The organism is Aetokthonos hydrillicola CCALA 1050 (assembly GCF_017591665.1).
GTDB classification, from domain to species: domain Bacteria; phylum Cyanobacteriota; class Cyanobacteriia; order Cyanobacteriales; family Nostocaceae; genus Aetokthonos; species Aetokthonos hydrillicola.
This window is the reverse complement of sequence record NZ_JAAKGC010000010.1, coordinates 75,414-100,871: the sequence shown is the minus strand read 5'-3', so window position 1 is coordinate 100,871 and position 25,458 is coordinate 75,414. Positions and strand designations below refer to the sequence as shown.

The following is a 25,458-nucleotide window of genomic DNA, read 5'->3' as shown; positions in this document are numbered from 1 at the left end:
AAAGTTTTTTATAACTAGTGAATGATACAATCTTTCTCTACCTTTAGTAAAGTTGTACCATTAGTGTATCGCGATATTTCAACTATGCAAACGTATGATGTCGTTATTATAGGAGCAGGGCACAATGGGTTGGTGTGTGCTGCGTATTTGCTAAAAGCTGGCTATAGCGTATTATTATTAGAAAAACGTTCTGTGCCCGGTGGTGCAGCAACAACTGAGGAAAGTTTGCCAAAAGAAGCCCCAGGATTTAAGTTTAACTTATGTGCTATTGACCATGAGTTTATTCATCTTGGACCAGTTGTTCAGGAATTAGAACTAGAAAAATACGGCTTGGAATATTTAGAGTGCGATCCAGTTGTTTTCTGTCCTCATCCTGATGGCAAATATTTTTTAGGTCATAAATCGGTAGAAAAAACCAGCGTCGAAATTGCTCGTTATAATGAACGTGACGCCAAAAAGTATGTAGAATTTACAGAGTACTGGCAAAGAGCACTTGGTGCGATGATTCCCATGTTTAACGCACCGCCAAAGTCAGTTTTGGACATTCTTGGTAACTACGACATTGCAAAATTGAAAGATTTATTTTCGGTTATTGGTTCACCATCTAAAACGCTGGACTTTATTCGCAATATGCTTACCAGTGCTGAGGATATTCTTAACGAATGGTTTGACTCAGAATTTCTCAAAGCACCTCTATCAAGACTTGCGGCGGAACTTGGCGCACCTCCTTCACAAAAAACTATTGCTATTGGTGCAATTATGATGGCGATGCGTCATAATCCTGGTATGGCAAGACCGCGTGGTGGTACTGGCGCACTGGTAAATGCTTTAGTAAATTTGGTGACAAGTAAAGGCGGTGTGATTTTAACTGATCAGCATGTTGACAAAGTGTTGATTGATAATAATCGTGCAGTTGGTGTGAGGGTTGCAAATGGCACCGAATACCGCGCTAAGCAAGCCGTTATCTCAAATATCGATGCGAAAAGATTATTTTTGCAATTAATAGATAGCAGTGACGTTGATGCTGCTGATTCAGATTTGCGGGAAAGATTGGAACGGCGGATTGTTAACAACAATGAAACAATCCTAAAAATTGACCTAGCTTTAAATGAACCTCTACGTTTTGAACATCACGAACACAACGATAAATATCTGATTGGATCTGTCTTAATCGCAGATTCTATTAGTCACGTAGAACAAGCTCATAGTAAATGTACTTTGGGAGAAATTCCAGATTCTGATCCATCAATGTATTTGGTAGTGCCAACAATGTTAGATCCATCAATGGCACCACCTGGTAAGCATACCGCATGGATTGAATTTTTTGCACCTTATCAAATTGCAGGTGCAGAAGGAACAGGTTTAAAAGGTACAGGGTGGACAGACGAACTTAAGCACAAAGTTGCTGATAGGGTAATCGACAAATTAGCAGATTATGCACCAAATGTAAAAAATGCTACAATTGCTCGGCGTGTAGAAAGTCCTGCGGAATTAGGGGAAAGATTAGGTGCATATAAAGGGAACTACTATCATATTGATATGACTCTGGATCAAATGGTGTTTTTCCGTCCTTTACCAGAGATAGCGAACTACAAAACACCAATTGAGAGTCTATTCCTCACAGGCGCAGGAACTCATCCAGGTGGTTCCATCTCTGGAATGCCAGGACGTAACTGTGCAAGAATATTTTTGCAGACAAAACAGCCGATCGCCCAAACGCTTAAAGATGCACGAGATTCAATTAAATCAACAGTTGAGTCTGTGTTTAAAATTGGCTGAGGAGGCACAACCAAAGCTAATCAATCATTTAACTAGCAGCTAGCTTCGCGATCGTCAGTGCTAATTCAGAGGGGTTGTAGATATCTGTAATAACTTGAGGATACGCATACAAGCTGTTTTGCCCTCTTGGTTCCACCATCGACAATCTCGACGGATAGAACAGGAGGGTAAAGTCTTTAGGTGATTTATAGGAATAAATATACCACCGCCGTTGGTTTCGGCTTCGCTCAACCAACTGAGAGATCGCGAGTTGAGCGAAGTCGAAACTCGCATTCCCCAGGTATTTTCTTTCTTGGAAATCACCTTAAAGAGGAATGTCTGCTAGTTTCCACAAGCCCAAACTTTTTTCTGGTAAATCTCCACTTTCAGTTGTTTGTTCATTGATGACTTTGATTGGTGGCGAAAAATTGAATGGAGACAACTGTAAATCAATAGCTCGCCAGTTACCGATAATAATATCTTTATTTTTTTGTACGCCTCCAGGGTATGTCGTAGTCAGAAGGTAAGTTGAACCACTGGTTTTAAAATTCTTGATCGCGGTAATAATATCTTTGAATGGTAGATGAACAAAACAATCTCTACAGAAAATTAGATCTACAGTTGGCAATTGATCTGCAACTATATCCAATGTGATAAAGTTCCGCTTTTTATTCGCATATTTTTGTTTAATTTCGGTGATTAAATCTGGAACAATATCCCCTCCCCAGTACTCATCTAAATCCAATTCAACTTCCTTCATCCAGTAAAAATCGCCACAGGGAGCATCCAACACAGATTTGACGTTTAGCTCCTTAAGTAGAAGGGGTAGCATCTTTCTGATGAATGCTGTTTGTTCTAGTGTGGAACCCGGACCCGAAACTGATTCTGATTCCAACCATCTATTGTGAGAGAATATGTTCGAGAAGACATAATCTCGAGATTTCCCAAGATAAGTTAATAGATTTAAATGAAAACCGATCGCGTAGTGCCAAAACTTAATCTTCTTTTGAAGATTTAGGATCAATGAGTCAACAGATGCATTACTTTGTTGTGTTTGATTCATGTTACATATCTCCAAACTATACAGTCATAACTCGTAATTGCGGTTCGTCTACTACCGTTAGTTGAGAAGGACTGTCAAATTTTTGACATTGTAATAATACAACGCAAATGTTTAGGAGTATATCTATACAGCTATTAAACTTATAATAACGTGATATAAGTTTATATAGGGCTGCTATAAAGCAACTATTTACCAATGAATACTACTTTTGTTAATAAATCTTTCGATGAGGTTGACGCGTTACAAAAAAAGGAGTATACGGCAGGGGTGCTGACTTTACCATTGTGTGGGCTTCTTTCCCATTAAAGATTTATCAAATTAATGGGAAAGAAGCCCCTCTGCTTATACCAATTTTCTGTGAAGCTGCACATAATTTTTACCCCTCCTAACCTCCCCTTGCCAAGGGGAGGTGCTGCTATACGGTGGGGATTCTTATGCGTCTTTATATAAAAATGGTATTACTCTGAAGACTTTTTCCTTAAGAAGACCAAGCTTTTTTCAAAGCAGCGCAAGGTTTCTCAATAAAATAATAAATTGCAGTTGCAATACTAATTGATAGTCCCAGACCTAGCAAGATTTGAATGCCTATATTTAAGTGCATGGTTTTTAATCCACTCAACACAATATCATGCACGAGGTAGAGTGAGTATGAAATTAACCCAAGGAATTTTATCCACCTGAGATTAAGCAAACGGAAAAAGGAAGAATCACTATAACGAATTGCTGTTATAAATATTGGCAATAATGCAATTCCCTGAATAGTGTAACGAAAGGTTTCACGAAATTGAAAGTCTCGAATTACCAAGGTAAATAATATTGCAACGACACCCAACGGTAGCCAGAATCTCATCAACCAACGGGCTGAGTACTTGACGTTATCTAGTACAGGATTTCCATATATTGCTAAGATACAACCAAATAGAATGGAGTCAATACGGGTATCTGTTGCGAGTCGTGTCCGAAGTTCTAGAGAATGTAAACCATAAACAAGGATGCACCGCCATAATAGGATAATTGCACATATACCAAGCAAAACCAACATTTGATGGAAACGTGATGGTAGGTAACGCCTTAGGAGTAAATAGAAAAATGGGAAGACAAGGTAAAAGTGTTCTTCCACAGCTAATGACCAAAATACAATAGTACCAGAAGGGATTCCGTGCCAAGATGCGTCTACTTCATAGTAGTTAGACCAGTAAAAAGCTTCGGAAAAGATTCCAGATAATGTCAGTTTCTCTGGTAAAATTCTTACAAGTGTTAGGATAATTCCTACGATTAGAGTCAGGTAAAGAGGTGGAAAAATTCTTAGAGTACGACGGATATAGAAATTTTTCAGATTGATATGTTCTGTCTGATCAAACTCTATACGTAGGAGGGTAGTAATCAGATAACCACTCAGAAAGAAAAAGATAGTAACACCAAAGATCCCCGGAATAAACTCAAAACCAGCATGTTGCAGAAAGACTATGAAGAAAGATATGGCACGAATGCCATCAAGCGATGGAATGTATAAAGACCGCTTTGTTGCCATATGTTGATACAGCGCTTATTAAGATAGATTCCTGATAACCAATTATGTAAGTTCAGATTTTACGCGTTATTGGATACGCAGTCAATTAAGTGTAGTCAAAAAAAATCCTCCTTTATGATCAATTAAGCTCATACTTGTTACCGATGACAGCCGTAGCCAAAAGCTGGTCTAATGAAGGTGCTGTTGGCAATACAGGAACAATGACAGATAGGGTTTTGATTCTTGGGGGTCGGGGGCGGATTGGTAGTAGTGTTGCTCAAGATCTTATTACGCATACCCAGGCGCATATTACTATCACTGGACGTACTCCAAGCACTGAAACGACTAATCCACGATTTTCATTTTTACTGTTGAATTTAGATGAGGTTGATAAACTACGGGATGCGATCGCGTCCGCCAACCTCGTGATCCATTGTGCTGGTCCCTTTCACTACCGAGACGCAAATGTTTTAAAAATCTGCATTGAACAAGGCGTTAATTATTTAGATGTCAGTGACCACCGTTCTTTTACCAAAAAAGCTCTCAATTATCATGATGCCGCCGTGGCTGCAGATGTAACAGCAATTGTTAACACTGGCATTTTCCCTGGTATTTCTAACAGTATGGTACGTCAAGGCGTCGAAAAATTTGATGTACCGGACAAGATTCATTTAAGTTATTTAGTATCTGGTTCTGGTGGGGCTGGCGTCACCGTTATGCGAACCACTTTTTTAGGATTACAACATCCTTTCGAGGCTTGGATTGATGGTCAATGGCAAACGGTAAAACCTTATAGTGAGCGAGAAACTATTAACTTTCCCGAACCATATAAACGTAGTGGTGTTTACTGGTTTGATATGCCAGAGACATTTACACTGCCCGATGCTTTTCCACAAGTCAAAACAGTCATTACTAAATTTGGTTCAGTTCCCGATTTTTACAACCACATGACTTGGATAACGGCTCATATTTTTCCTAAGAGGTTAATGCAGCAACGAGATACAATTGAATTTTTAGCTCACGTCAGTCATTTTATGACAGATTTTACTAATAAATTTACTGGAATTGGTGTAGCGGTACGCTCAGAAGTTACTGGAGAAAAAGATAATCAAACAGCCATTTATTGTTCAACTTTGGTACATGAAAACGCCGCAATATCTGCTGGATATGGCACGGGGAGTATTGCTCAATTATTGCTAGAAAGAAAACTCAAAAAACCTGGTGTTTGGACTGTTGAGCAAGCAATACCGACCGATTTATTTGAAGAAACAATGGAAAGCCGAGGGGTTAAGATTCATCAAAACTGGTTGTAGCGATAAGTGGGTTTATAAAAGAAATTTCAACAATCTACCGAAATAGATAAGAGTTATTCTACCTGCTGACTGATGACACTTGATTGATTAAGTCTCAGAATTTAGAAAAATTAGGAGGGTATTTTCATGGAAAAGATTTTATCAATTTTCAATCAAGGATTACGTCGAACTATTTGTGTCTTAGGATTGATGATTTTAATAGGTATATCTGGCTCATTCTTGTTTTTCCAGGAACCTAGTTATGCAGCTAGCAAGCTGACACCAGAAGAAAAAATTGATCGCGCTTACGAATACAATGAAGCTGCTGGTTTTCGAGAAGAACAACGAGAAGAGGCTTATGAAAAAGCTATAAAAGATGCTAAAACTCCACAAACAATGGAGAAAGCTTACGAAAGAGAATTGAAGGCTGAAAATGTTCAAGAGCCAAATATAATTCAACAGGCTGAAAAAGTCGTTGAAAAGATTACAGATAAATAATTACGTGGCTTTGATGGAATTAGCAATTTATAGTAAATTGCTAATTCCATCCATCCGATTAGATTTTATAACAATACAATAATCCATAATATCGCTCGGATTTTAGGATTTACCATGGTATACTCGTCACGGCGTTTAAATTGTGTTGATCGGTTAAAACTTTGTACTTAAGGAAGAAAGTATGAGCGATTTGAACCCGTCGGTAGCCACAGAGGAATCACAAACTGATACCATACTGGCAAATGTCTTAGAGGAACAATCACAAAAAGGACCTGATCTACGCCAGACACATCCAAAAAGTCATGGTTTAGTTTGGGGAGAATTCATTGTTGAAGACAATATACCCGAATCATTTCGGGTGGGTGTGTTTGCCACAAAACGGAGTTATCCAATTTGGGTAAGGTTATCTAATGCTTCTGCACCTGAAAAACGGGGTAAACTCAAATCAGACTTGGAACCAGATATTCGCGGTTTAGCTATCAAACTTCTGGAGGTAGAAGGAGAAAAGGTACTTGATGATGAGAAGTACACACAAGATTTTATTTTTCTTAGTCACCCAGTTTTTATAACACGAACTGTGCAACAGTTTGCTGATTTGAGTAAACTGGGTATTGGTCAAGCTAATCCCGAATTGTTGCAATCCCTTGCACCAGTATTTGAAATTATCCAAGCTGCTGCTAGTAAACAAATAGTAAACCCGTTACTCGTTCCATACTGGAGTACGACTCCCTATAAACTTGGTTCCCATGTGATTAAGTTCTCACTGAAGCCGCATCAACAGGATGAAGTGTCTGACAAAAAACCTGAGTCGGAAAATTACCTGCGTGAATCAGTCGTCAAGTATCTCACTCAAGAAGCAAAAGAAGCAAATTTTGACTTTCTAATACAGCTTTTTGTAGATGAAGAAAAGACTCCGATTGAAGATCCGACTCAAGAGTGGAAAGAAGAGGATGCACCAACTATAAAGCTGGCTACCGTCAAAATTCCTCCTCAAAAATTTGATTTTGAGGAACGCGATCGCCTAAACGAGGGATTATCTTTCTCACCTTGGCACACCTTACCTGAACATGAGCCTTTAGGTGCAATTAATTTAGCTCGTAAAAAAGTCTACTTAGAAAGCGCTAAGTTCCGGCGTGAACATATTGAACAGCGGCTAAGAGAACCTCAGCCTTATAACCAAATTTTAGATGAGCTTGATAATAGCTAGTAGGCTAGGAAAGACTTCATCAATTATAGGACTTACGCACTATACAAAATGAACATCATGTGTATTAACGGATAATGGTAGTTTCAGACCTGTAGGGGCGCAAGGCCTTGCGCCCTTACAATGGACGGTAACACCCTCATTTCTGGCCAAATTTTTCGTTGAGGCGCTATTAATTCCTACCGCATATGTAATGATTTCTGTCAATGCGTAAGTCCTAAATTATAGAGTAGGAACATCCTTAATATTTTTCTCTGTTTCTCGCACTCCTGTGTCAACAGGAATATGCTAGATAAAGAATGAAAAATGTGCTGCTTTCGAGGTGCGTGAGGTACATTGGTAGGGGCGTAGCCTCTGGCTTCTCGCAGAGTACGGCGTTCGCCCTTTGACTATCGGTGTAACTGATTTGGCTCAAAACTGCTGTAAAACTATTACAACTAAGCTTTGCAATGGTAGGTTGCAGGTTTTAACTTACGTAACACTTACATCTACAAAAAATAGTACATTCACCAGCAGCATTAGGGACGAAACCAAACGCTTTGAGGATTTTGTTGGGTTGACTTCGTTCAACCCAACCTACCCCGTTGAAGGTTTTTTGGCGCTAACTGAACCGTATCGATTGATAATCCTGCATTAAACCAAGGCTGGGAGAGTATTTGTGTTCACAATGATATTGCGGAATTTACAGTTAATTGTGGTTAGGTGATTTACAGGAATAAATATACCGCCCTAGTTGGTTTCGACTTCGCTCAACCAACTGAGAGATCGTGAGTTGAGCGAAGTCGAAACTCGCACTCCCCAGGTATTTTCTTTCTCGGAAATCACCTTATACCAATTTTCTGTGAAGCTGCACATTATTTTTACCTCTGCTAACCTCCCCTTGGCAAGGGGAGGTGCTGCTATACGGTGGGGTTCTTTCTATGCGTCTTTATATAAAACTGGTATTAGTTATTAGTTGTGCATAATAGGTCAGTTTCTTTAGCTGAAGCGAGTTCTGGAGTAACTTGATCTTCAAAAATTATTGGGTATGCATTCTCAGCCACTTCCAAAAATTTTTTCCAAGTAGCAGGATCCTTACGATAAAGATCTTTTGACTTAAACTTATCTAGAGATTTAAATTCAGTTCTAATGAAAATCATAGCAAAAAAATACCTAAATATTTTTTGAGGGAATTCATATTTCCAGTCACTTCTTCTGAAGAGGAGCGAGCGTTCAGATTCCAATGAAGTAAAAATATCTTGAACAGTGTAGAGTTTTTGAGTGTTCCGATTGGGGTCATTAGAGAGCATTTTTTGAATATACTCTTGTATAAACTCTTCAAGCGTTTCTCTATCTAAGCAGTCTTTTCCACTTTCAATTAAGTGAAAGGCAACTAATGATAGAAACTTAGCTTTATCTCTTCTACTAAAGTTAGTTTCTGTTTCGTAAGTGATACCTTGCTCTCTGTCCCATCCTTCTAAAAGAACAGAGATTGCCTCATGAATAACTTTCCACTTCTCTTTCTTTAGCTCCTTGAGTTCTGGTTTTTCATACGTCAGACAAATTAATACAAGCAAGAGCGGATTCTGAGCGATCACGAATAAATCTGGATCAGATTTGATTTCTTTTAGCAGCTTATTTTTGTTTTCTTCAGATAGGTAGGGAGACTTTACCTTTATTCTCTTGTCTACAAGACTACGAATTTGTTTCTCGTCTAGAGGGCATAATTGAATTTGTTCAAACCTCTCAAAAATCCGTTCCTCATTTTTACAGGAAATTATGTAGTCATTATTTGGGAATTTATCAACAAATTTATTTATTTGATTGTATACATTTTCTTTATTATTTGACTCTATTGAGTCAAATCCGTCAAGAAGTATGAGTAATTGACCAGTTTGTGATAATAGTCCTATATCTGAAATACTAATATCATATTCACTGACAATGTACTGCTCCAGAGCAGGAATTGTTTTTTCTTTTTCTATATAATCTCTTAAGCGTATATAAATTGGCAAATGTTGCTTGTTATTTAAAGAATTCTCTTGAAAACAAGTCAGCGCCAAGCTCCGAAGTAGCATTGTTTTGCCAGTCCCAGTGCTGCCAACAACTATTAGTCTGTGGCTATGAGGTTGATCATTTTCGCGGCGCTTAACAAGTTCATTAGCGAGATTATCATCTAAATGCAACCTCTGTTTATTATCACTGCTGTTAATATCTAGGTTTACATAGACTTCTAAGGTTGGAATTGGCTCTTTCATTGTCAAGACTCGCATGGTGCCACATTTCTCATGAATCCTTTTTTTTAAGGCTATTTGGATTTGATTGGTTCTATTTACTTCATCCTCAGGTTTTGGACTACTTGCTTCCTTTTCCTGCCATTCTAAATCTTCTTCTAGTAGATGTGTTTTTGTTAAATACCGATTTACTTTCTCTTTGGTTTTACGATCTACGGATCCACAACCCATCATCCTGTTAAAAGTAGTCTTACTTATTTCACAGCCCCCGTAGAAGTCCGTTTTTGTTATCGTTTTCTTTTTAAGAGCATCTTCTATTCGCTTTACACTTATTTTATCGAGACAGTAAGTATATCCCATAACTCGTTTAACTTTCCTAAGCAGTACAGGTGTAAATAGTTAGGTTTCCACTGTAACAACTATAAACACAGTACCATTTTACACATGTGTTGTCGAAAAGTTATGAGCTTTCTATAAAACCTTGCTACGTGCTATGTAGAAACCTCTGCGTCAGAGCGTTATTAAGCTGTTCCACATCTAATTTTCCGTAAAAGGTTATGCAAGTTAAATGTAGAACAGCTTATCTGCTGACTCGTATTAAATAATTAATATTACTTAATTAAGTATAAGATTTCTATGTGATCTTTTAACGCAACTTAGTACACTTTAATTGACTGTAATCTTCTTTGATCTTACTCTGTAGCTTTTGCCTATCTAAGTAAACGATTTTAGGAACTAAAGCGCATTCCTGTATCTAGGAAAAGATATTTTTCGTAATGTCAACGTGAAAAGGATTTGTGAGCTTAAAAACGCTGAATGTATTTTATACACATTAAACACACAAACAAAAAAAGTACGACCCTGGAGCGAAACTGGAACGTGCGTGGGGCGCAAGCTTAAAAATGTTTTGGCAAGATGAAATACAGCACCTTAAAGTCATGGACAGTGTAGAGTTGAATACGCTTAACCCTCACCAATCCACTTCATCTACTTCTAAAGTGCTATGAATACAATATGGAGAAAACACTGTGGTTACAACTCTTAGTTTGAACTTTTGTGAAATCCAAAACTTCTTTCAAGAAGTTGATACAGATGATTGCTTAGCGTCTAAATTAGAAAGCATTGAAGCTCCAAATCAGTTTTTTAACTTGATAGAGCAGCTGAGCCAGAAGTATGGCTATAGCTTCAGTGCAAATGATGTCGAGCAATTTTTCAAACACCAGTACCAAATTGCTGACGCAATACTGGATGAGACAGAACTACAAGCTGTAGCTGGTCGTTCATCTATCAATGCTTGTCCAATGAACACTCGATTTACAGTCTGTGTCACAGTTAGCGGCTGCTGGACAAGTGTCTGTTAGAAACACAAGCAGCCACTTCATGGATTAAACATCTCCGCACAACAGTATAAAAGTCTTGTGCAATTAGGGGGGTAGATCACTAATCCCTTGAGATGTCTATTAGAATGATGCACCTCTGCTACTTGAGGTGCACTTTTAAAAATTGAAGCAACCTAAGGACAAAGCATATGAGTGGTCCCAGCCAAAATATCAAGACCATAATAAGCCAAAGTAACTATTTTTTTGAAGCTTTAAGTAAAAAAGACAATCAGATTCTTGAAGTAGATGACTCGGTAAATGAACTCCTGGCACAACAACGGCTAGCCGAATGGCTTAAAGTTGTTGCTCCAGAAGAAGAGGAACAATTTAAAAACCGTTTACAATGGAGTGATTGGGATATTCCGCAGGTACTTAAACTACTCGGAACTAGGTTAGATAATCAGATCTGGCCAGCATGGGCAGATACTTTGACTGAGCTTATTGAGCAAGTTTCACAAATTAGCTTGTCAAATGTTTATCCGAGCCCTATCGAACTGGAAAATCCGCTACCATTTCAAGACGTAATACTACCATTAGTGGTATTTGCGCGGTTCAAATTACTCGCTCATTTGGGTACTAATGGGTTATCTCCAGAAGAGCTACCTCTAAAACTTATGAGTGAGTCTGCTTACCTAAAGCTGGAGCGTAGCTTATTTCAGAGGTTGCTGCAATTTACAGGAAAAACTTTAGATTACGAATTCTCTCACTCCAAACCTATAGGGCAGATCCTACTTAATTTAGTAATCCAAAAACCACAGTCTAGTCAAGTCAAATACAATGCTTTTGTCGAAAAGATCTTAGATGATGGACTACTAGCTTTTTTCCTGAAATATCCAGTCTTGGGGCGATTAGTCTCAACGATTATCGATTTTTGGGTAGAAGCCACAGCAGAATTTTTGGAAAGACTGAATGCAGATTTACCCCTAACTCAAGAAACTTTTCAGGCAGAAAATATTAATTTGGGGAAAGTTATAGAAATCAGCACGTCTCTTTCTGACGCACATAATCGCGGTCGCTCTGTTATAGCTCTCACCTTTGAATCAGGGCTAAAGCTTATTTACAAACCAAGAAACTTAGGAGTAGAAGTTGCGTTCAATCAGTTATTAGCTTGGTGCAATCAACAACTAAGCCAAGAAGGCACATTTGAAAACAATCTTCTTCTTAAATTTTTTAAGGTGTTGAATCGAGGTACTCACGGTTGGGCAGAATATATAGATCAACAACCATGCAAGGATGAAGCCGCTGCACGACGCTTTTATATGCGGGCGGGGATGTTATTGTGTCTTCTTTATGTACTAGGAGCAACTGACTGCCATAATGAAAACGTGATTGCAAATGGTGAACATTTGGTGCTAGTTGATTTGGAAACTATCTTGCAACACGAAGCGAAATTAGTTGAAGATGTTGAAAAAACAGCGATATTAGAGGCAACTAACCAACTCACTAATTCTGTACTTCGCACGGGATTCTTACCAATGTGGGAGTTTGGGGCTGATGATTCTATAGCTTGCGATTTCAGCGCTTTGGGCAGTGTTGAGGCTCAACCAGTATTGATGCCAATGCCTGTATGGAAGTTTGTGAATACTGACGATATGTACCTTGGCTATGAGACAATAAACAGACCTTTGGCAGCTAATGTTTCAATTCTGAACGGTATAGCTCTCTCACCTAATGACTATCTACCCCAATTGCACGCTGGATTTGAGCGAATGTATCGCTTTCTGATGAAGTATCGAGATAACTTGCTCAGTACAGATAGTCCCTTAAGAGCATTTCATTCCGTACAGTTGCGATTTATAGTACGCGCTACCAAAGTTTATGCAAAAATTTTGGGAAGAACGCTTCAGCCAAAATTTTTCAAAAATGGGATTGACTGGAGCATTCAATTAGATTTTTTAAGTCGTGCTTTCCTAACTAAAGAAAAGCCTCATGATTGGTTGATTCTGGCAGAAGAATTAAAGCAATTAAGCCAGGGGGATATTCCTTACTTTCAAGCTACTGCAACCCGCGATACTCTGGTTTTAGATTCTGGAGAACTAGATAACTATTTTCAAGAGTCTTGCTGCGAGCAAGTGCAAAGGAGACTGGAAAATCTAAGTGAAGCTGACTACATACAACAAGCTGAGATGATCCAGCTGGCTTTTCATGCAAGAGTGGCGCAAACTATCCAAACAATTCCAGCAAATTTGTCGATAGAATCCGAAGACTATGGATACGACGCTATCTTAACCGCTCAGGAATTGATAAACGAAGCAGAAAGGATTGCCAATCAAATTAAAGGACGCTCGATTAGTGGTAGCGATGGTAGTCTAAGTTGGATTGCTTTGAGTTACATCCCTACGGCGGAGCGGTTTCAACTCCAGCCCTTGAGTGCGAGTTTCTACGATGGCAATGCCGGGATAGCCCTGTTTTTCGCTGCGCTTGCTTTTGTCAAAGGCAATAGTCAGTTTGCTGATTTAGCCCTTAGGTCAATACAGCCTATACGGCAAATTTTATCAGGTGCTGATAGAGAGCAGGCTCTAAGCTGGGCTAAAAAATTAGGAATTGGGGGGGCTACAGGAGTTGGCTCGCTTGTCTACTGTTTGTTGAAACTAAGACAATTCTTGAATTTACCTGAACTTTGCGAAGATTCACTACTCGCGTCTAAACTGATAACTCCTGAAGCAATAGCCAGCGATTCTAACTGCGACATTATGAGTGGCTCGGCTGGTACAATTTTAGGATTACTAGCACTCCACGAGGAGACAGGGGAGTCAGAGGTTTTGCAGCAAGCACAAGCCTGTGGACACCATTTAGCTAAATATTCCCACTCTGTATATTCCAATAGAAAGACTGCTCGTCCGCAAACTGGCTTTTCTCACGGCGCGTCTGGAATTGCATACGCTCTTGTGCGGCTGTATGGGGTAACCAAAAATATTGTCTATTTGGAGGCAGCTCTTGAGGCTCAAACCTACGAGTCAAAAGTATTTTCGCCTACTGCTGGCAACTGGCCTATAATACCACGTAACTCAAATCTCAACGCACCTCTAGTGTTCTGGAATACTTGGTGCTATGGTGCACCGGGCGTTGCCTTAGGAAGATTGGGAAGTTTATCCATTTATCAAACACCTGAAATGCTTGCGGATGTAGAGGTAGCCCTCAAAACTACAAAAAACAGCGCGTTGCAAGTGATCGACCATTATTGCTGCGGTAACATAGGGCGTGCTGAAGTGCTGTTGGTAGCATCTATAAAGCTCTCTAACCCCCACTGGCGACAAGCCGCGCAACAGGTAGCAACTCAAGTGGTACAGCGAGCGGCACAAACAGGCTCTTATCAGTTATTTACTAACCTGCCTACTTCTGTATTCAGCCCCTGTTTTTTTCAAGGCATTTCTGGAATCGGATATCAGTTGCTTAGGCTAGCGCACCCAGAATTAGTTCCCTCTGTACTACTTTGGAATTAAGGCTCTTGTGAGATGATCTGTACTAATCAATCACTTTACAAAATCACGACCGCGACTACGTCAGGCAGTAAACCTGGAATCCCCCGATAAATTAGGTTTCACGAGAACGAATAGCACCATTTATCCCAGCTGAACATGTGTCTGGTTAGGGCTCTCGAAACTGGAGATCTAAAGGCCACGTTTCGGGATTTCGGTATAGTAGGTCTAAGTTGGCACAAATTTTCTACAATTCCCAATCCCACCAGCTTAATGCTAGTAAGCGCTCAATGGCTTGAGATTCAAAGCGGTAGCGAATAACTTTAGCCGGGTTAACCACTGCGATCGCATTCTTCTTTCTTACTATGTTATTTGCTGTATTTTCGCAACTAAATAATCAGCCAAAGTATGTACCAAACTATGTCGCTTATGACCCTTATGACCATTCATTAGCGAAGGTGCGATCGCGGACTTCAGCTTAAATCACGTTGAAGAACTTAACATGCTACTCTACCGTTTTTAGCACTCACCATCACTAAAAAAATAACTTCACCAGTTGCACTGGCAGCATTTCATGTTATTGTGCAGGCTTGATTTTATAGGAAGTTTCATATATTATGGTTGATGGTGAGGATCTTCCAGAGGTTCCTTTACGCCCTATTGTTTGGATGGGCGATTCGCGCAAAAATATTCGGGAGTTTCCTGAACAGGTTCGTGCATCGATGGGCTATGCGTTGCAACTGGTGCAGGCAGGGGAAATACCATTGGATGCCAAGCCTTTCAAAGGGGTGGGAAGCGGCGTGTATGAACTTGTCAAACGCTACAACACCGACACCTACAGGATTGTTTATGCCGTTAAGATTGGGGAAAATATTTATGTCCTGCACGCTTTTCAGAAGAAATCAAAGAAAGGGATTAAAACCCCACAGACTGACGTTGACCTAATTAAACAACGCTATAGGGATGCGCTAGAAAGAGAGAAACAGCTATGACTCAAGAATCGGTTTTTGAAAAAAGCACTGGCAATGTCTTTGCTGACCTCGGTTTAGACGATGCAGAGGAACTTTTTACCCGAGGCAAGATCGGGATTCAGGTACTTCGCCTGTTAAAACAACGTAACCTGAAACAACGGGAAATCAGTAAACTGCTCGGCATTCCCCAGCCGGAAGTATCTTATTTGATGCGGGGGGAGTTTCAACGGTTCAGCGAAGGGAAACTTCTTATTTTTCTTAAACGCCTCGATACCGAAGTCACCTTGCATCTTCGCCCCCGCAATGCTGGAACAAAAACGGTTGAAACGGTGGTGTCGCTATAGGGATTACACTAAGATGCTTGTAAAAATCTGCTCAGATATCGTTGTAAAAAATGTATGACCAGCTCTAATGTGCCGACTTAGCATTACTGGGTATTGAGAACAAAGCCGAGATTACCAGGTCGCACTATTACTATGTTCGGTAAACCGGAAATAAAAGTACGGTTTACCGAACAGTCTTAATCACATTTACTCTTTCGTCAAGCTTTTAGCTTCACGCCTCGAATCGAATAATCCAACAACTCCATTGGATGCATGATGGGAATTTGCTTATCGTGCGATAGCAAATGCTTACTAATTTGCAAAGTACAACCAGGATTAGCAGAAGCGATTAAATCAGCACCAGTATTCAACAAATTCTGCACTTTTTGTTGACCTAATTCATCAGCAACTTCCGGCTGCAGCATATTGTAAACCCCAGCACTACCACAACACAAAGCAGCATCTAATGGTTCTTGTAACCTTACCCCTGGAATTTGTCTTAAAACTTGACGTGGCTGAACGCTAATTTTTTGACCATGCAACAAATGACAAGCATCTTGATAAACCAAAGTCAACTGTTGATCAGTAAGTGGAGCAAGCTTGGCTGTTAAACCCACATCTGCCAAAAATTCTTGCACATCTTTGACCTTAGCGGCAAATTCCTTTGCTTTTTCCTGATATTCTGGGTCGTCTGCTAATATGTGACCATATTCTTTCAAAGTATGACCACACCCAGCAGCATTGATAATCACCACGTCTACATTAGTATCTGCAAAACTATCAATCATTTGTCTTGCTAAAGCCTTTGCTTGTTCTGTTTGTCCTTGATGTTCAGGAAGCGCTGCACAACACCCTTGACTTTTGGGAATGACGACTTCACAACCATTCGCAGTTAAAACTCTCACCGTTGCTTCATTCACAGGCGAGAAAAATAACCGTTGTACACACCCCAAAATCATTCCTACTCGATAGCGTTTTTCACCCTGTGCTGGAATCAGATCTGGGAAATTATCTTGAAACGATTTCCAAGTGATTTTTGGCAAAATAGATTCCATCGCTGCCAAACGGGGAGATATAAACTTAAGTAACCCAGTTGCGCGCACCAATTTTTGTAAACCTAGGTTTTGATAAAACCACAATGGAATGAGAAAAATTCGTAAAAGCGCAGGATAAGGAAACACAGAAAATATCAGTTTGCGGAAAAGCTTATCCCATAGACTACGGGGATAATTCCTCTCAACCTGGTGACGAGTAGCGGAAATCAACTTATCATACTGAACACCAGAAGGACAAGTTGTCACACAAGCAAGACACCCCAAACAAGAATCAAAATGTTCTGTTGTTGCTGTATTTAGCGGGATTTTACCCTCATTAATCGCGTCCATCAAATAAATGCGCCCTCTGGGAGAATCCATCTCCTTGCCAATCACCCTGTAACTTGGACAATTTGCTAGACAAAACCCACAGTGAACACAAGTGTCAATTAACTTCGGCTCAGGAGGATGATTTTCGTCAAATCCAGCCAAATCACTCAAACTAGCTGTTCTTTTAGAATCTTCTGAAATTTGCATATTATTTCTTTGGTATTTCTTTGCGCCCTTAACATTTTTGCTACAGGATCGGTTGAAACCTACCCCTATACCAATTTACTTAAATGTTGATACACATTAAATATCTGTGAGGGCGAATGCCATACTCTGCGAGCAGCCAAAGGCTACGCCCCTACATACCGTATTTGTATCAGGATTTTCGTGAAATGGTATTACCTGCTTAAATTTTGACTTTTGACTTTTGACTTCCCCGTAGGGGCTGCTCCCTTTTCCTAAATCCCACCTACAAAACGACTTGGACTTAAAATATTTTCAGTATCAAACTGTGCTTTTATCCGACGCATTAACGACAAAGCATTGCCAGTGTAACCCCAAACATCGATCTGTTGCTTAACTTCTACTGGTGCTTCTTGAATGCTTAAAAAGCCACCACGAGAAACCAAATGATTTCGCATGTGTAAAACTTGCTGTGGACTATCGAACTGCAATACCCCTAACCCGCTAGTCATGTGAATTAAACCTATCTGCGCTTGATTCAAAACCTCAACAGCAGCAGTAGGTAATACACCTATTTTGCTCTTAATTGCTGACTCACTGGATAAAGAATGTATTTGTTCTTGCAATGTTTGCCATAAATTACCTTCATCGACTGCTGAATAAATAACACCATCTAAGCCAAGTTGTTTTCCTAATTCTAAAAGTCGGTTTGACTGTTCATGGACACTTTCTGCTATACTCTCAAATCGAGCAATTAATCCTAATCCTTGACCCAACTTTAAGTTAGACACAAGTTGAGTAGAGAGCAAATCAGCGCGCGTGGGTGTTAACGCAGAATTTCTAAGGGAGTTAGCTGCCTGAGATATAGCTTTTGCGGAACCATGAAGCACAACTGTCGCTGATATCTCTTGCATTGGATAAACCCGAAATGTGACTTGACTTATAATCCCTAATGTACCGTATGATCCAGTAAATAACTTCATCAAATCGTACCCGGCGACATTTTTCACCACTCGTCCCCCAGCTTTGGCTATTTGTCCATCGCCACGAACAAAAGTAATGCCTAAAAGTTGATCGCGGACACTACCATAACGTTGTCGTAATGAACCTGTGTCGGCGGTAGCGACAATACCCCCTATGGTTGCTGAATCTGGTTTAGTCGGATCTATAGCAAGAAATTGTCTATTATTTGCTAATCGTGCTTGGACATCACAAAACTTCATCCCAGCTTCTACGGTGATAGTCAAATCCCCTACAGCATGTTCAATGAGTTGGTTAATACGTTCCGTACTAACTACAATGTCAATATCTTTAACTAAACCACCCCAGTTAAGTTTACTACCACCACCAGTTGGTAAAATCCTCCACTTGTTTCGATGGGCTTCTGCGATCACTGCAGCTAGTGCAACGGTTGTTTGAGGGTAGACAACGCAACTCGGAGGTTTGTCGTTACAAATAGAGTGTAATATAAGTTTTTGCTGACTGCTCGGTATATTTTCCCAAGTACAAACAGCATCATTTTCTTCACCAACGATAGATGCTAGACAAGAAGCGATCGCTTTCATCTAATAATCTCCAATAAAACAGAATTCAGGAGTCAGGAGTCAGGAGTCAGAATACACTACCCACTTTATCAGTGAGCAGTCATCAGTGAGCAGTTATCACTTTAACACTGATAAGTGATCACTGAATTCACCCTCCTGTCTTGGTAATGAGTGGACGAGGTTTTAAACCAATAATCATTCTGACTCCTGAATTCTGACTCCTGACTGCTTTATAAAATACCCGTCATGAATCATCTTTTTCATAGTAGCGCTTAGTTGCAATCCAAAGAAGCCCTGCAAGGGAATACGGTAAGCGTAAAAACCAAATTTTTATCATTTAACGGCAAAAAACGTTAAATTTTCATGAAAAGCTTATTAAGTATTAACCACGAGGCTATCACATAAAATTTAACTTAATCTAAAGAGAGAAAACCGAAGTTTAATAATTTCTTTGTTTCGAGTGTCTGAATTAGCTCCAGCCTTACTGTAGCCTTTAAACATCCTATATGTATCTTCTAGACTATATTATTCGAGACTCGATTTTAACTGTTACTCCTGACACCTCAGTAGTAGAAATAATCGACTTGATGGCACACAGCAAAGAGGAAAACAATCTACAGATAGCTACAGTTAGTGCTTTGAATGATCTATCTTCTAGTCACGTAGATCATAAACCAAGCTTAAAATATGTCAGACAACAGCCTATAGATTGTGTTCTTGTCATGGAAAACGCCCAATTATTGGGTATCTTTACTCCTACAGATGTGGTGCGTCTAGTTGCTTGTGGAAAAAATTTTGTAGGAGTAGAAATTAACGAAGTAATGAGGGAACCTGTTATGACTTCAAACCAAAATTTGGATGTCAAAACAACATTGCACCTCATGATTCAAGATGGTATACGTCACTTAGCGATTGTAGATGAAGAAAACAAATTTTTAGGAATTGTAACACCTGAGAGCCTTGCTACAGGATTAGAAACAGAAAGACTCTCAACAAAAGAGCAGATGCAACAAGAAAAGATAGTACAGGGGTCATTTTCTGACACACTTGAAAAGCAGATTACAGAAAGAACACAAGAATTGGTGAAAGCCAATAAACTTTTGCAACGAGGAATATGCGATCGCATTGCCATAGAAGCACACCTACTGCAAACCACCTCTGAATTACAAGAACTTTTTCAAGCTTTTCCCGACATATACTTTCGCCTTAACAGTGACGGCACAGTTCTGAGTTGTCATGCTAGAGAAACAACTGATTTATACCTGCCACCAAAAGATTTCTTAGGGAAGCGGATGCAAGATGTTCTACCAGATGATATTGCTAAAAAATTCCAAGAAGCTATTCTGCACGTTAACGACAAAAATTCTCTAGTATCAATTGAATACTCATTACCATTGATTCTAGGTTCAAAAAGTTTTGAAGCACGGTTGTTTCCTTCAATTCCCAATCAAATTATCATCATTGTTCGGGATATAACTGAACAAAAACAAGCTCAGGATGCTTTACAAAAAGCTAAAGATGATCTAGAAATTAGAGTTGAAGAACGAACCTGTGAATTAAAAAATACTAACGCCCTATTGCGACAAGAAATTGTTGAACGTCAACGTGCTGAAAGACAACTTAAAATGTCTTTAGAAGAAAAAGACGTACTGCTAAAAGAAATTCATCATCGTGTAAAAAATAATCTCCAGATTATCTCTAGTTTATTACGGTTGCAAGCTGGATATCTGAAAGATGAACAAGTTGTTGGCATTTTTCAAGATAGCCAAAATCGTATTCGAGCAATGGCAATGATTCATGAGAATTTATATCAGTCTGATGATTTAGCGAGGATAGATTTTTCAGATTATATTCGCAATCTAACCAATAATTTAATACGTTCTTATAGTGCCAATCCTAACATTAATTTCAAGTTAAACTTTGATAAAATATCATTAAGAATAGATACTGCTATTCCCTGTGGTTTAATTATTAATGAACTTATATCAAATTCGCTAAAACATGCTTTTCCTAATAATACACCAGGAGAAATAAGCATAGATTTTTCGATGATACAGCCAGGGCGATATCTATTAAATGTTAGTGATAATGGAGTAGGAATTACAGAGAATATAGAATTTTATAAAAATAGATCCCTTGGATTACAGTTAGTCTGGAGATTAGTGGAACAAATAGAAGGAAATATTGAATTTAATAATAAAAATGGCACGTATTATAAGATAAACTTTATAGAACAGAAATAAATATGAAAGAAAAAATATTAGTCGTCGAAGACGAAGGAATTATTGCTTGTGATATTAAATATTGTTTAGAGAAGTCAGGGTACACTGTTCCTGCTATTGCTGCTTACGGAGAACAAGCAATTGAGAAAGCGTCAGAATTACATCCAGATTTAGTTTTGATGGATATTATGCTAAAAGGAAATATGAGCGGGATAGAAGCAGCAGATCAGATTATTAGTAATTTCAATATTCCTGTCATTTACCTGACTGCGTATTCAGATGAAAAAACTCTGAAGAGAGCAAAAATAACACAACCTTTTGGTTATATACTTAAACCTTTTGAAGAAATGCAATTAATCACGGCTATTGAAATTGCACTTAGTAAATATCAGGAAGAAACTCTGATTCGCAAAGCTTTAGAAAAAGAAAAAGAGATGAGAGAGCTTAACTCTCAGTTTATTTCTATGGTAAGTCATGAATTTCGTAATCCATTAAGCACTATTTTAACTTCTACAGAACTACTAACCCACTATAGCCAGAAACTAAATGAAGAGAAAAAAAGTGAATATATTAATCACATTCAAAATGCTGTTAAACAGATGAATCAATTGATGACCGATGTTTTAACACTTGGCAAAACAGAAATAGGCCATGTTAATTTTAATCCTGTAGAGATCGATCTAGAACAATTCTGTAGTGATTTAGTTGCAGAAATACAATTAAGTGCTAGTGAAAATCATAAGATTATCTTTACAACACAAGAAAACACTACCAAACAAGATGATGCTACCGTTATTCAAAATACGCAATACCTAGCGACAAAAACAAGATTACCTTGCTTGGATGAAAAACTACTACGGCATATCCTCTCTAATTTACTCCTAAATGCCATTAAATATTCTCCTCATGGTGGTGTGATTCATTTTGAACTTTTTTGTCTCGAAGAAGAAGCTATTTTTCGTATTCAAGATCATGGTATTGGTATTCCAGAAACTGACCAAGATAACTTGTTCAATTCCTTCCACAGAGGTAGTAATGTAGGTAAAATACCAGGACATGGGTTAGGACTAGCAATTGTTAAACAATATGTGGAATTACATGGTGGGGAAATTACCTTTGCTAGTAAGGTAGGAGTTGGGACAACGTTTGTTGTCAGTTTGCCATTCCATAAACGTCAGCCTGAAAACTGTTCTGCTAATCCTAAACGTCGTTGATATAAACTTTGTCTCCAACTGCCATGCTCGATTAATGCTCCCCATAGTACAAAAGGAATCTCTAGTCTGGGTGTTGTTATTTCACTTTTTCCTAGACGGGAAAACAAGTTTTGTGCTTGTGGTTGTGTTAACCCTGGTAAAGGTATTATAGTCTCACGTGTAAGTTCTTCTGGGCAAAGTTGTCTCGCAACGCATAAAACACTGATGTCGCAAATCATGTCACTCGGCTCGAGGGAGTAAGTGCGATCGCATTCATTATACACTCCCTTGCTTTTAAGCATCTTATGCGTACAGTAGCCCCAAATCTTTACATAACCTTCATCAGGGTCGATGTACACTGCTAAATAATAATCCCCAACCCAGCCAAGTATATCTATCCATTCCTGTGGGACTCGAAACTCACTCAAATCGATGTCCTCACTAGGAATTAAAACAAATTGAGTTTCTCCTACAGTGATTACAGATCCATTAACCACTTCCCAAAAGCTAGGTAATATAGCAGCATCTTGCCAGGGTTTTGCTTCGGGTGAGATATCCTCTTGAAACCACTGTAAAACGGTGCTTAGACAAAGTTTATTTAAATACGCTTGATAGCAAGAATGAGGGTTGGAAAAAGCTTGGCTTTCTTCCCAAACCTGCTTTTGAGTATCAGGTGGTATTTCTAAAATGAGGTCAGTTGAACAAGCAAAAGTTAAAATAGTTGAGTTAGCGATCATGGAGATGGCTCCCAAAAAAATAGGGTGTTTTCAGGAAAACTAAGAGACCGAACATTCGTTACCCTCTACACTGGGATTGTAGTAAGTTTCTAGCCATTCCTCCATTACCGCGCTGACACTTTTTAATATGTCTGATGTAACTGAAATATGCAACTTTTCTTGACCCCACCTAGCTAAAGACTTTAGTAACAATTCTCTAGTTTTTGTTAGTCTTCGAGAAACAGTATACTGTTGTAATTGCAATTTTGTCGCTATTTGCTGCTGGGTAAGTTTTTGAGCGTAGTAGAGTTGCAACATTTCTTGTATCTCAGGTTCTAATTGATCAACGGCGGCTACTAAGACCGCATTGATTTCAGATTGCTGATAGCACCTCGTTTGTTGTTCTTCTTGTGCAATAATTTGTGTGAGTGGTGAATCATGCTCATTTGTTGGTAAAAAATCTAGCCAATCGCTACTTTCTTCTGGACCAACAGGACTGTTTAGAGAAGTTAAATTAGGATAGAGATACGTTCGTACAGTTTTAGCACAATTTAACAGCCAATTTTTTAGAACTTGTGGTTCTACGAAGGTTTGGGTTTGTGACTTGTAAGCTGTGGCGATCGCCTCCCACGTTTGGCAATCTGGTGGAGAAAGTCGGCGAGTGTGGTTCGCGATCGATGGAACATAAAGCGACTTAAAACATTTCCATGCCGTGACGTAAGCATTTATAGTCTCTGGAGACAACCCAGCAATATACATTGCTTCTACCAAACGCTTTTGACTAACTTTGCGCAAAAGTCCCCAATCTGTACAGATATCAACTTCGTGGCTTTGCCGTAAAGTGTCGCTAATAATGTTACTAAAGATAATTGTGGCATAATTTTTTAGAACAAAGTTGCTCTTAGGGTTAAAACCTTTGAGTACTTGATCAACTTGGGCGATCGCGATTTGAAAAAAATCTGCTATTCTGTACTGGCTACAGGGAAAGCTAGCCGATATTTTTTGAGCTATCCAGTAGCAAGGCTCTTGTAAATAGGCTATCAGATGTTGTTTAGCCTGTTTACCAAGTTCTGGGTTTTGCAATAAATAATACCAGTATAATACCCAAAAATTCTCTGAAGTTTCTTGTGGGGTGAGATCGATTACGTTTTGTATATTACGACGTAACCTAGTGTTTGTTGTCCAGCCACAGAGGCTATCACCACTAAAGTCCAAAAATGTTGAAAATGTTTCTACAATACTGGTTCGAGGTTGCATAAAACTTTGCCAGCCGAATCTACAAAACAACTGAGGGGTCTAGCAAAGAATGCTCCCCCCAAGTTTACTACACAATGTCATTGATGTGTTTCGACCAGGGACGAAAATTTTTTTGGTTTTTAGTATTAAGTTAGATTGCGACTGGCAGTCAGATAGGTTACAACAGGGATGCAACTGCTGCACAAAAGCGTTCAACTTCTTCCTCAGTGTTGTAGTAGTGAACAGAGGCACGGACAATTTCGGTAAGTTTTCGCTCCTCCATATCGAGACGGGTGGAGCTTATAGTTGAGATTGAGACGTTGATATTTTGCTCAGAGAGTGTATGAAAAATCTCTTTTGCGCTTTTGCCGTCAACAGTGAAGCTAACAATACCACACCGTTCTATACCCAAATCCCAAACCTTTACTTTTTTAAGGGAACTTAGCTGTTCACGGAGAGTACTAGCGAGGGCTAAAATACATGGCCAAGTAGCTTCAATGCTCCACGTTAAGGCATAGTCAATAGCGACGCCAAGAGCGATTTTGGTAGCATAATTAGTCTCCCAGTTCTCGAAGCGGCGTGCATCTGGGCGTACCTGATATTGGTCTTTTGCTATCCACCGCGCTGCACGAATATCTAAAAAGGGAGGCTCTACCTTTTCTAGTGTATCACGCCGGACATACAAAAAACCAGTTCCACGGGGACCACGCAAATATTTACGACCAGTTGCTGAAAGGAAGTCGCAGCCGATAAGATTAACATCTATTGGCATCTGACCAATGGATTGACAAGCATCTAGTAAGTAGAGGATCCCGGCTTCACGCGCTACCTCCCCCACACTGAAGGCAGGGTTAACAAGTCCACCATTGGTCGGGATATGGGTGATGGCTATCAGCTTAGCATGTTCGTCGATCGCGTTACGTAGAGCATTAATTGAGATTTGACCATGTTCGTCGTTAGGAATAACCTCAACCTTTGCACCTGTCTTGCGACTCACCTGAAGAAAAGCAAGGTAGTTACTCCCGTACTCAGCAGCAGACGTCAGGATTCGATCTCCAGAACTGAAAGGAATCGAATAGAAAGCCATGTCCCATGCTCGCGTCGCATTCTCGATGATTGCTATCTCGTCGCGATCGCAACCGATGAGTGTAGCCACAGAATCATAAACATGTTCAACAGCATCACGTGAACGTTCAGCAGCCTCGTAGCCTCCAATTTCTGCCTCCAAAAGCAAATGACTGATAATGCTGTCTAGCACTAGCTTTGGCATGAGTGCTGCACCTGCATTATTGAAGTGCAAAACGTTTTCACAACCGGGTGTTTCATTACGGGCACGTATAAGATCGAAGGCCATTGTATTTGCTAAGATT

Annotated in this window: 19 protein-coding genes; 10 read left to right on the top strand and 9 right to left on the bottom strand. The window is 39.4% G+C overall.

The genetic code is table 11. The features are described 5' to 3' along the window. The first annotated feature begins 21 nt into the window (after positions 1-21). The gene (crtO, locus tag G4P69_RS07585) at positions 22-1,779 is read left to right on the top strand and encodes a beta-carotene ketolase CrtO (protein WP_338001569.1); all 1,758 of its coding nucleotides are present in this window, start codon (positions 22-24) and stop codon (positions 1,777-1,779) included. Positions 1,780-1,839: 60 nt separating this feature from the next. Here the strand turns inward: crtO and G4P69_RS40205 are convergent, their stop codons facing one another. From G4P69_RS40205 to G4P69_RS07570, 3 genes are all read right to left on the bottom strand, one after another. Beyond that, the gene (locus G4P69_RS40205; protein ID WP_310833560.1) at positions 1,840-2,052 is read right to left on the bottom strand and encodes a hypothetical protein; all 213 of its coding nucleotides are present in this window, start codon (positions 2,050-2,052) and stop codon (positions 1,840-1,842) included. A 31-nt stretch (positions 2,053-2,083) separates the two neighbouring features. After that, positions 2,084-2,821 (bottom strand): class I SAM-dependent methyltransferase, encoded by a 738-nt coding sequence (locus tag G4P69_RS07575; RefSeq protein WP_208345138.1) that lies wholly within the window; start codon positions 2,819-2,821, stop codon positions 2,084-2,086. A gap of 478 nt (positions 2,822-3,299) precedes the next feature. Next, entirely contained in the window at positions 3,300-4,352 is a 1,053-nt protein-coding gene (locus G4P69_RS07570) for an acyltransferase family protein (RefSeq protein ID WP_208349014.1), read from the bottom strand. 200 nt (positions 4,353-4,552) lie between these two features. On the opposite strand from G4P69_RS07570, the gene G4P69_RS07565 reads away from it, so the two are divergent. The 3 genes from G4P69_RS07565 to G4P69_RS07555 all read left to right on the top strand — a co-directional run bounded on the left by G4P69_RS07565 (position 4,553) and on the right by G4P69_RS07555 (position 7,328). Beyond that, positions 4,553-5,644 (top strand): saccharopine dehydrogenase family protein, encoded by a 1,092-nt coding sequence (locus tag G4P69_RS07565; protein ID WP_208349143.1) that lies wholly within the window; start codon positions 4,553-4,555, stop codon positions 5,642-5,644. A gap of 126 nt (positions 5,645-5,770) precedes the next feature. After that, positions 5,771-6,121: a hypothetical protein gene (locus G4P69_RS07560; protein WP_208346458.1), complete on the top strand. Its 351-nt coding sequence runs from the start codon at positions 5,771-5,773 to the stop codon at positions 6,119-6,121. Positions 6,122-6,302: 181 nt separating this feature from the next. Beyond that, a complete protein-coding gene (locus G4P69_RS07555) occupies positions 6,303-7,328 on the top strand; it encodes a catalase family protein (RefSeq protein ID WP_208349012.1) in 1,026 nt (341 codons plus the stop codon). A gap of 941 nt (positions 7,329-8,269) precedes the next feature. Here the strand turns inward: G4P69_RS07555 and G4P69_RS07550 are convergent. Beyond that, positions 8,270-9,898, bottom strand: coding sequence for an NACHT domain-containing protein (locus G4P69_RS07550; RefSeq protein ID WP_208349009.1), 1,629 nt, complete (start codon positions 9,896-9,898; stop codon positions 8,270-8,272). A 668-nt stretch (positions 9,899-10,566) separates the two neighbouring features. Between G4P69_RS07550 and G4P69_RS07545 the strand changes: the two genes are divergently transcribed. The 4 genes from G4P69_RS07545 to G4P69_RS07530 all read left to right on the top strand — a co-directional run bounded on the left by G4P69_RS07545 (position 10,567) and on the right by G4P69_RS07530 (position 15,651). Next, positions 10,567-10,899, top strand: coding sequence for a Nif11-like leader peptide family RiPP precursor (locus G4P69_RS07545; protein ID WP_208348994.1), 333 nt, complete (start codon positions 10,567-10,569; stop codon positions 10,897-10,899). 167 nt (positions 10,900-11,066) lie between these two features. Then, the gene (locus tag G4P69_RS07540; RefSeq protein ID WP_208348986.1) at positions 11,067-14,360 is read left to right on the top strand and encodes a type 2 lanthipeptide synthetase LanM family protein; all 3,294 of its coding nucleotides are present in this window, start codon (positions 11,067-11,069) and stop codon (positions 14,358-14,360) included. Between the two features lie 593 nt (positions 14,361-14,953). Continuing rightward, on the top strand, positions 14,954-15,328 hold the full coding sequence (locus G4P69_RS07535; RefSeq protein ID WP_208348983.1) for a type II toxin-antitoxin system RelE/ParE family toxin: 375 nt from the start codon (positions 14,954-14,956) through the stop codon (positions 15,326-15,328). Continuing rightward, positions 15,325-15,651 carry a helix-turn-helix domain-containing protein gene (locus G4P69_RS07530; protein ID WP_208348980.1) on the top strand — a complete coding sequence of 109 codons (327 nt, stop codon included), beginning with the start codon at positions 15,325-15,327 and terminating at the stop codon, positions 15,649-15,651. Before G4P69_RS07535 ends, G4P69_RS07530 begins: the two co-directional genes overlap by 4 nt. Positions 15,652-15,848: 197 nt before the next feature. Here G4P69_RS07530 and G4P69_RS07525 read toward each other — a convergent pair whose 3' ends face one another. Both G4P69_RS07525 and G4P69_RS07520 read right to left on the bottom strand, forming a co-directional pair. Beyond that, a complete protein-coding gene (locus G4P69_RS07525) occupies positions 15,849-17,201 on the bottom strand; it encodes a (Fe-S)-binding protein (protein ID WP_208348976.1) in 1,353 nt (450 codons plus the stop codon). A gap of 251 nt (positions 17,202-17,452) precedes the next feature. Beyond that, entirely contained in the window at positions 17,453-18,742 is a 1,290-nt protein-coding gene (locus tag G4P69_RS07520; protein WP_208348973.1) for an FAD-binding oxidoreductase, read from the bottom strand. A gap of 485 nt (positions 18,743-19,227) precedes the next feature. Between G4P69_RS07520 and G4P69_RS07515 the strand changes: the two genes are divergently transcribed. After that, the gene (locus G4P69_RS07515) at positions 19,228-20,964 is read left to right on the top strand and encodes a histidine kinase dimerization/phosphoacceptor domain -containing protein (protein ID WP_208348972.1); all 1,737 of its coding nucleotides are present in this window, start codon (positions 19,228-19,230) and stop codon (positions 20,962-20,964) included. Positions 20,965-20,966: 2 nt separating this feature from the next. Beyond that, on the top strand, positions 20,967-22,157 hold the full coding sequence (locus tag G4P69_RS07510) for a hybrid sensor histidine kinase/response regulator (RefSeq protein ID WP_208346277.1): 1,191 nt from the start codon (positions 20,967-20,969) through the stop codon (positions 22,155-22,157). On the opposite strand, the gene G4P69_RS07505 is transcribed toward G4P69_RS07510, so the two are convergent. The 3 genes from G4P69_RS07505 to G4P69_RS07495 all read right to left on the bottom strand — a co-directional run bounded on the left by G4P69_RS07505 (position 22,118) and on the right by G4P69_RS07495 (position 25,442). Continuing rightward, positions 22,118-22,873: a DUF1822 family protein gene (locus tag G4P69_RS07505; protein WP_208348960.1), complete on the bottom strand. Its 756-nt coding sequence runs from the start codon at positions 22,871-22,873 to the stop codon at positions 22,118-22,120. The genes G4P69_RS07510 and G4P69_RS07505 overlap by 40 nt on opposite strands. A 39-nt stretch (positions 22,874-22,912) precedes the next feature. Then, complete coding sequence (locus G4P69_RS07500) at positions 22,913-24,109, bottom strand: sigma-70 family RNA polymerase sigma factor (protein ID WP_208348958.1); 1,197 nt, start codon at positions 24,107-24,109, stop codon at positions 22,913-22,915. A 157-nt stretch (positions 24,110-24,266) separates the two neighbouring features. Next, positions 24,267-25,442 (bottom strand): aminotransferase class V-fold PLP-dependent enzyme, encoded by a 1,176-nt coding sequence (locus G4P69_RS07495; RefSeq protein WP_208348956.1) that lies wholly within the window; start codon positions 25,440-25,442, stop codon positions 24,267-24,269. Positions 25,443-25,458 lie beyond the last annotated feature (16 nt).

Coding starts and splice junctions, on each gene's coding strand:
- crtO (WP_338001569.1), top strand. CDS start 22: ATGATACAATCTTTCTCTACCTTTAGTAAAGTTGTACCATTAGTGTAT.
- G4P69_RS40205 (WP_310833560.1), bottom strand. CDS start 2,052: ATGCGAGTTTCGACTTCGCTCAACTCGCGATCTCTCAGTTGGTTGAGC.
- G4P69_RS07575 (WP_208345138.1), bottom strand. CDS start 2,821: ATGAATCAAACACAACAAAGTAATGCATCTGTTGACTCATTGATCCTA.
- G4P69_RS07570 (WP_208349014.1), bottom strand. CDS start 4,352: ATGGCAACAAAGCGGTCTTTATACATTCCATCGCTTGATGGCATTCGT.
- G4P69_RS07565 (WP_208349143.1), top strand. CDS start 4,553: ATGACAGATAGGGTTTTGATTCTTGGGGGTCGGGGGCGGATTGGTAGT.
- G4P69_RS07560 (WP_208346458.1), top strand. CDS start 5,771: ATGGAAAAGATTTTATCAATTTTCAATCAAGGATTACGTCGAACTATT.
- G4P69_RS07555 (WP_208349012.1), top strand. CDS start 6,303: ATGAGCGATTTGAACCCGTCGGTAGCCACAGAGGAATCACAAACTGAT.
- G4P69_RS07550 (WP_208349009.1), bottom strand. CDS start 9,898: ATGGGATATACTTACTGTCTCGATAAAATAAGTGTAAAGCGAATAGAA.
- G4P69_RS07540 (WP_208348986.1), top strand. CDS start 11,067: ATGAGTGGTCCCAGCCAAAATATCAAGACCATAATAAGCCAAAGTAAC.
- G4P69_RS07535 (WP_208348983.1), top strand. CDS start 14,954: ATGGTTGATGGTGAGGATCTTCCAGAGGTTCCTTTACGCCCTATTGTT.
- G4P69_RS07530 (WP_208348980.1), top strand. CDS start 15,325: ATGACTCAAGAATCGGTTTTTGAAAAAAGCACTGGCAATGTCTTTGCT.
- G4P69_RS07525 (WP_208348976.1), bottom strand. CDS start 17,201: ATGCAAATTTCAGAAGATTCTAAAAGAACAGCTAGTTTGAGTGATTTG.
- G4P69_RS07520 (WP_208348973.1), bottom strand. CDS start 18,742: ATGAAAGCGATCGCTTCTTGTCTAGCATCTATCGTTGGTGAAGAAAAT.
- G4P69_RS07515 (WP_208348972.1), top strand. CDS start 19,228: ATGTATCTTCTAGACTATATTATTCGAGACTCGATTTTAACTGTTACT.
- G4P69_RS07510 (WP_208346277.1), top strand. CDS start 20,967: ATGAAAGAAAAAATATTAGTCGTCGAAGACGAAGGAATTATTGCTTGT.
- G4P69_RS07505 (WP_208348960.1), bottom strand. CDS start 22,873: ATGATCGCTAACTCAACTATTTTAACTTTTGCTTGTTCAACTGACCTC.
- G4P69_RS07500 (WP_208348958.1), bottom strand. CDS start 24,109: ATGCAACCTCGAACCAGTATTGTAGAAACATTTTCAACATTTTTGGAC.
- G4P69_RS07495 (WP_208348956.1), bottom strand. CDS start 25,442: ATGGCCTTCGATCTTATACGTGCCCGTAATGAAACACCCGGTTGTGAA.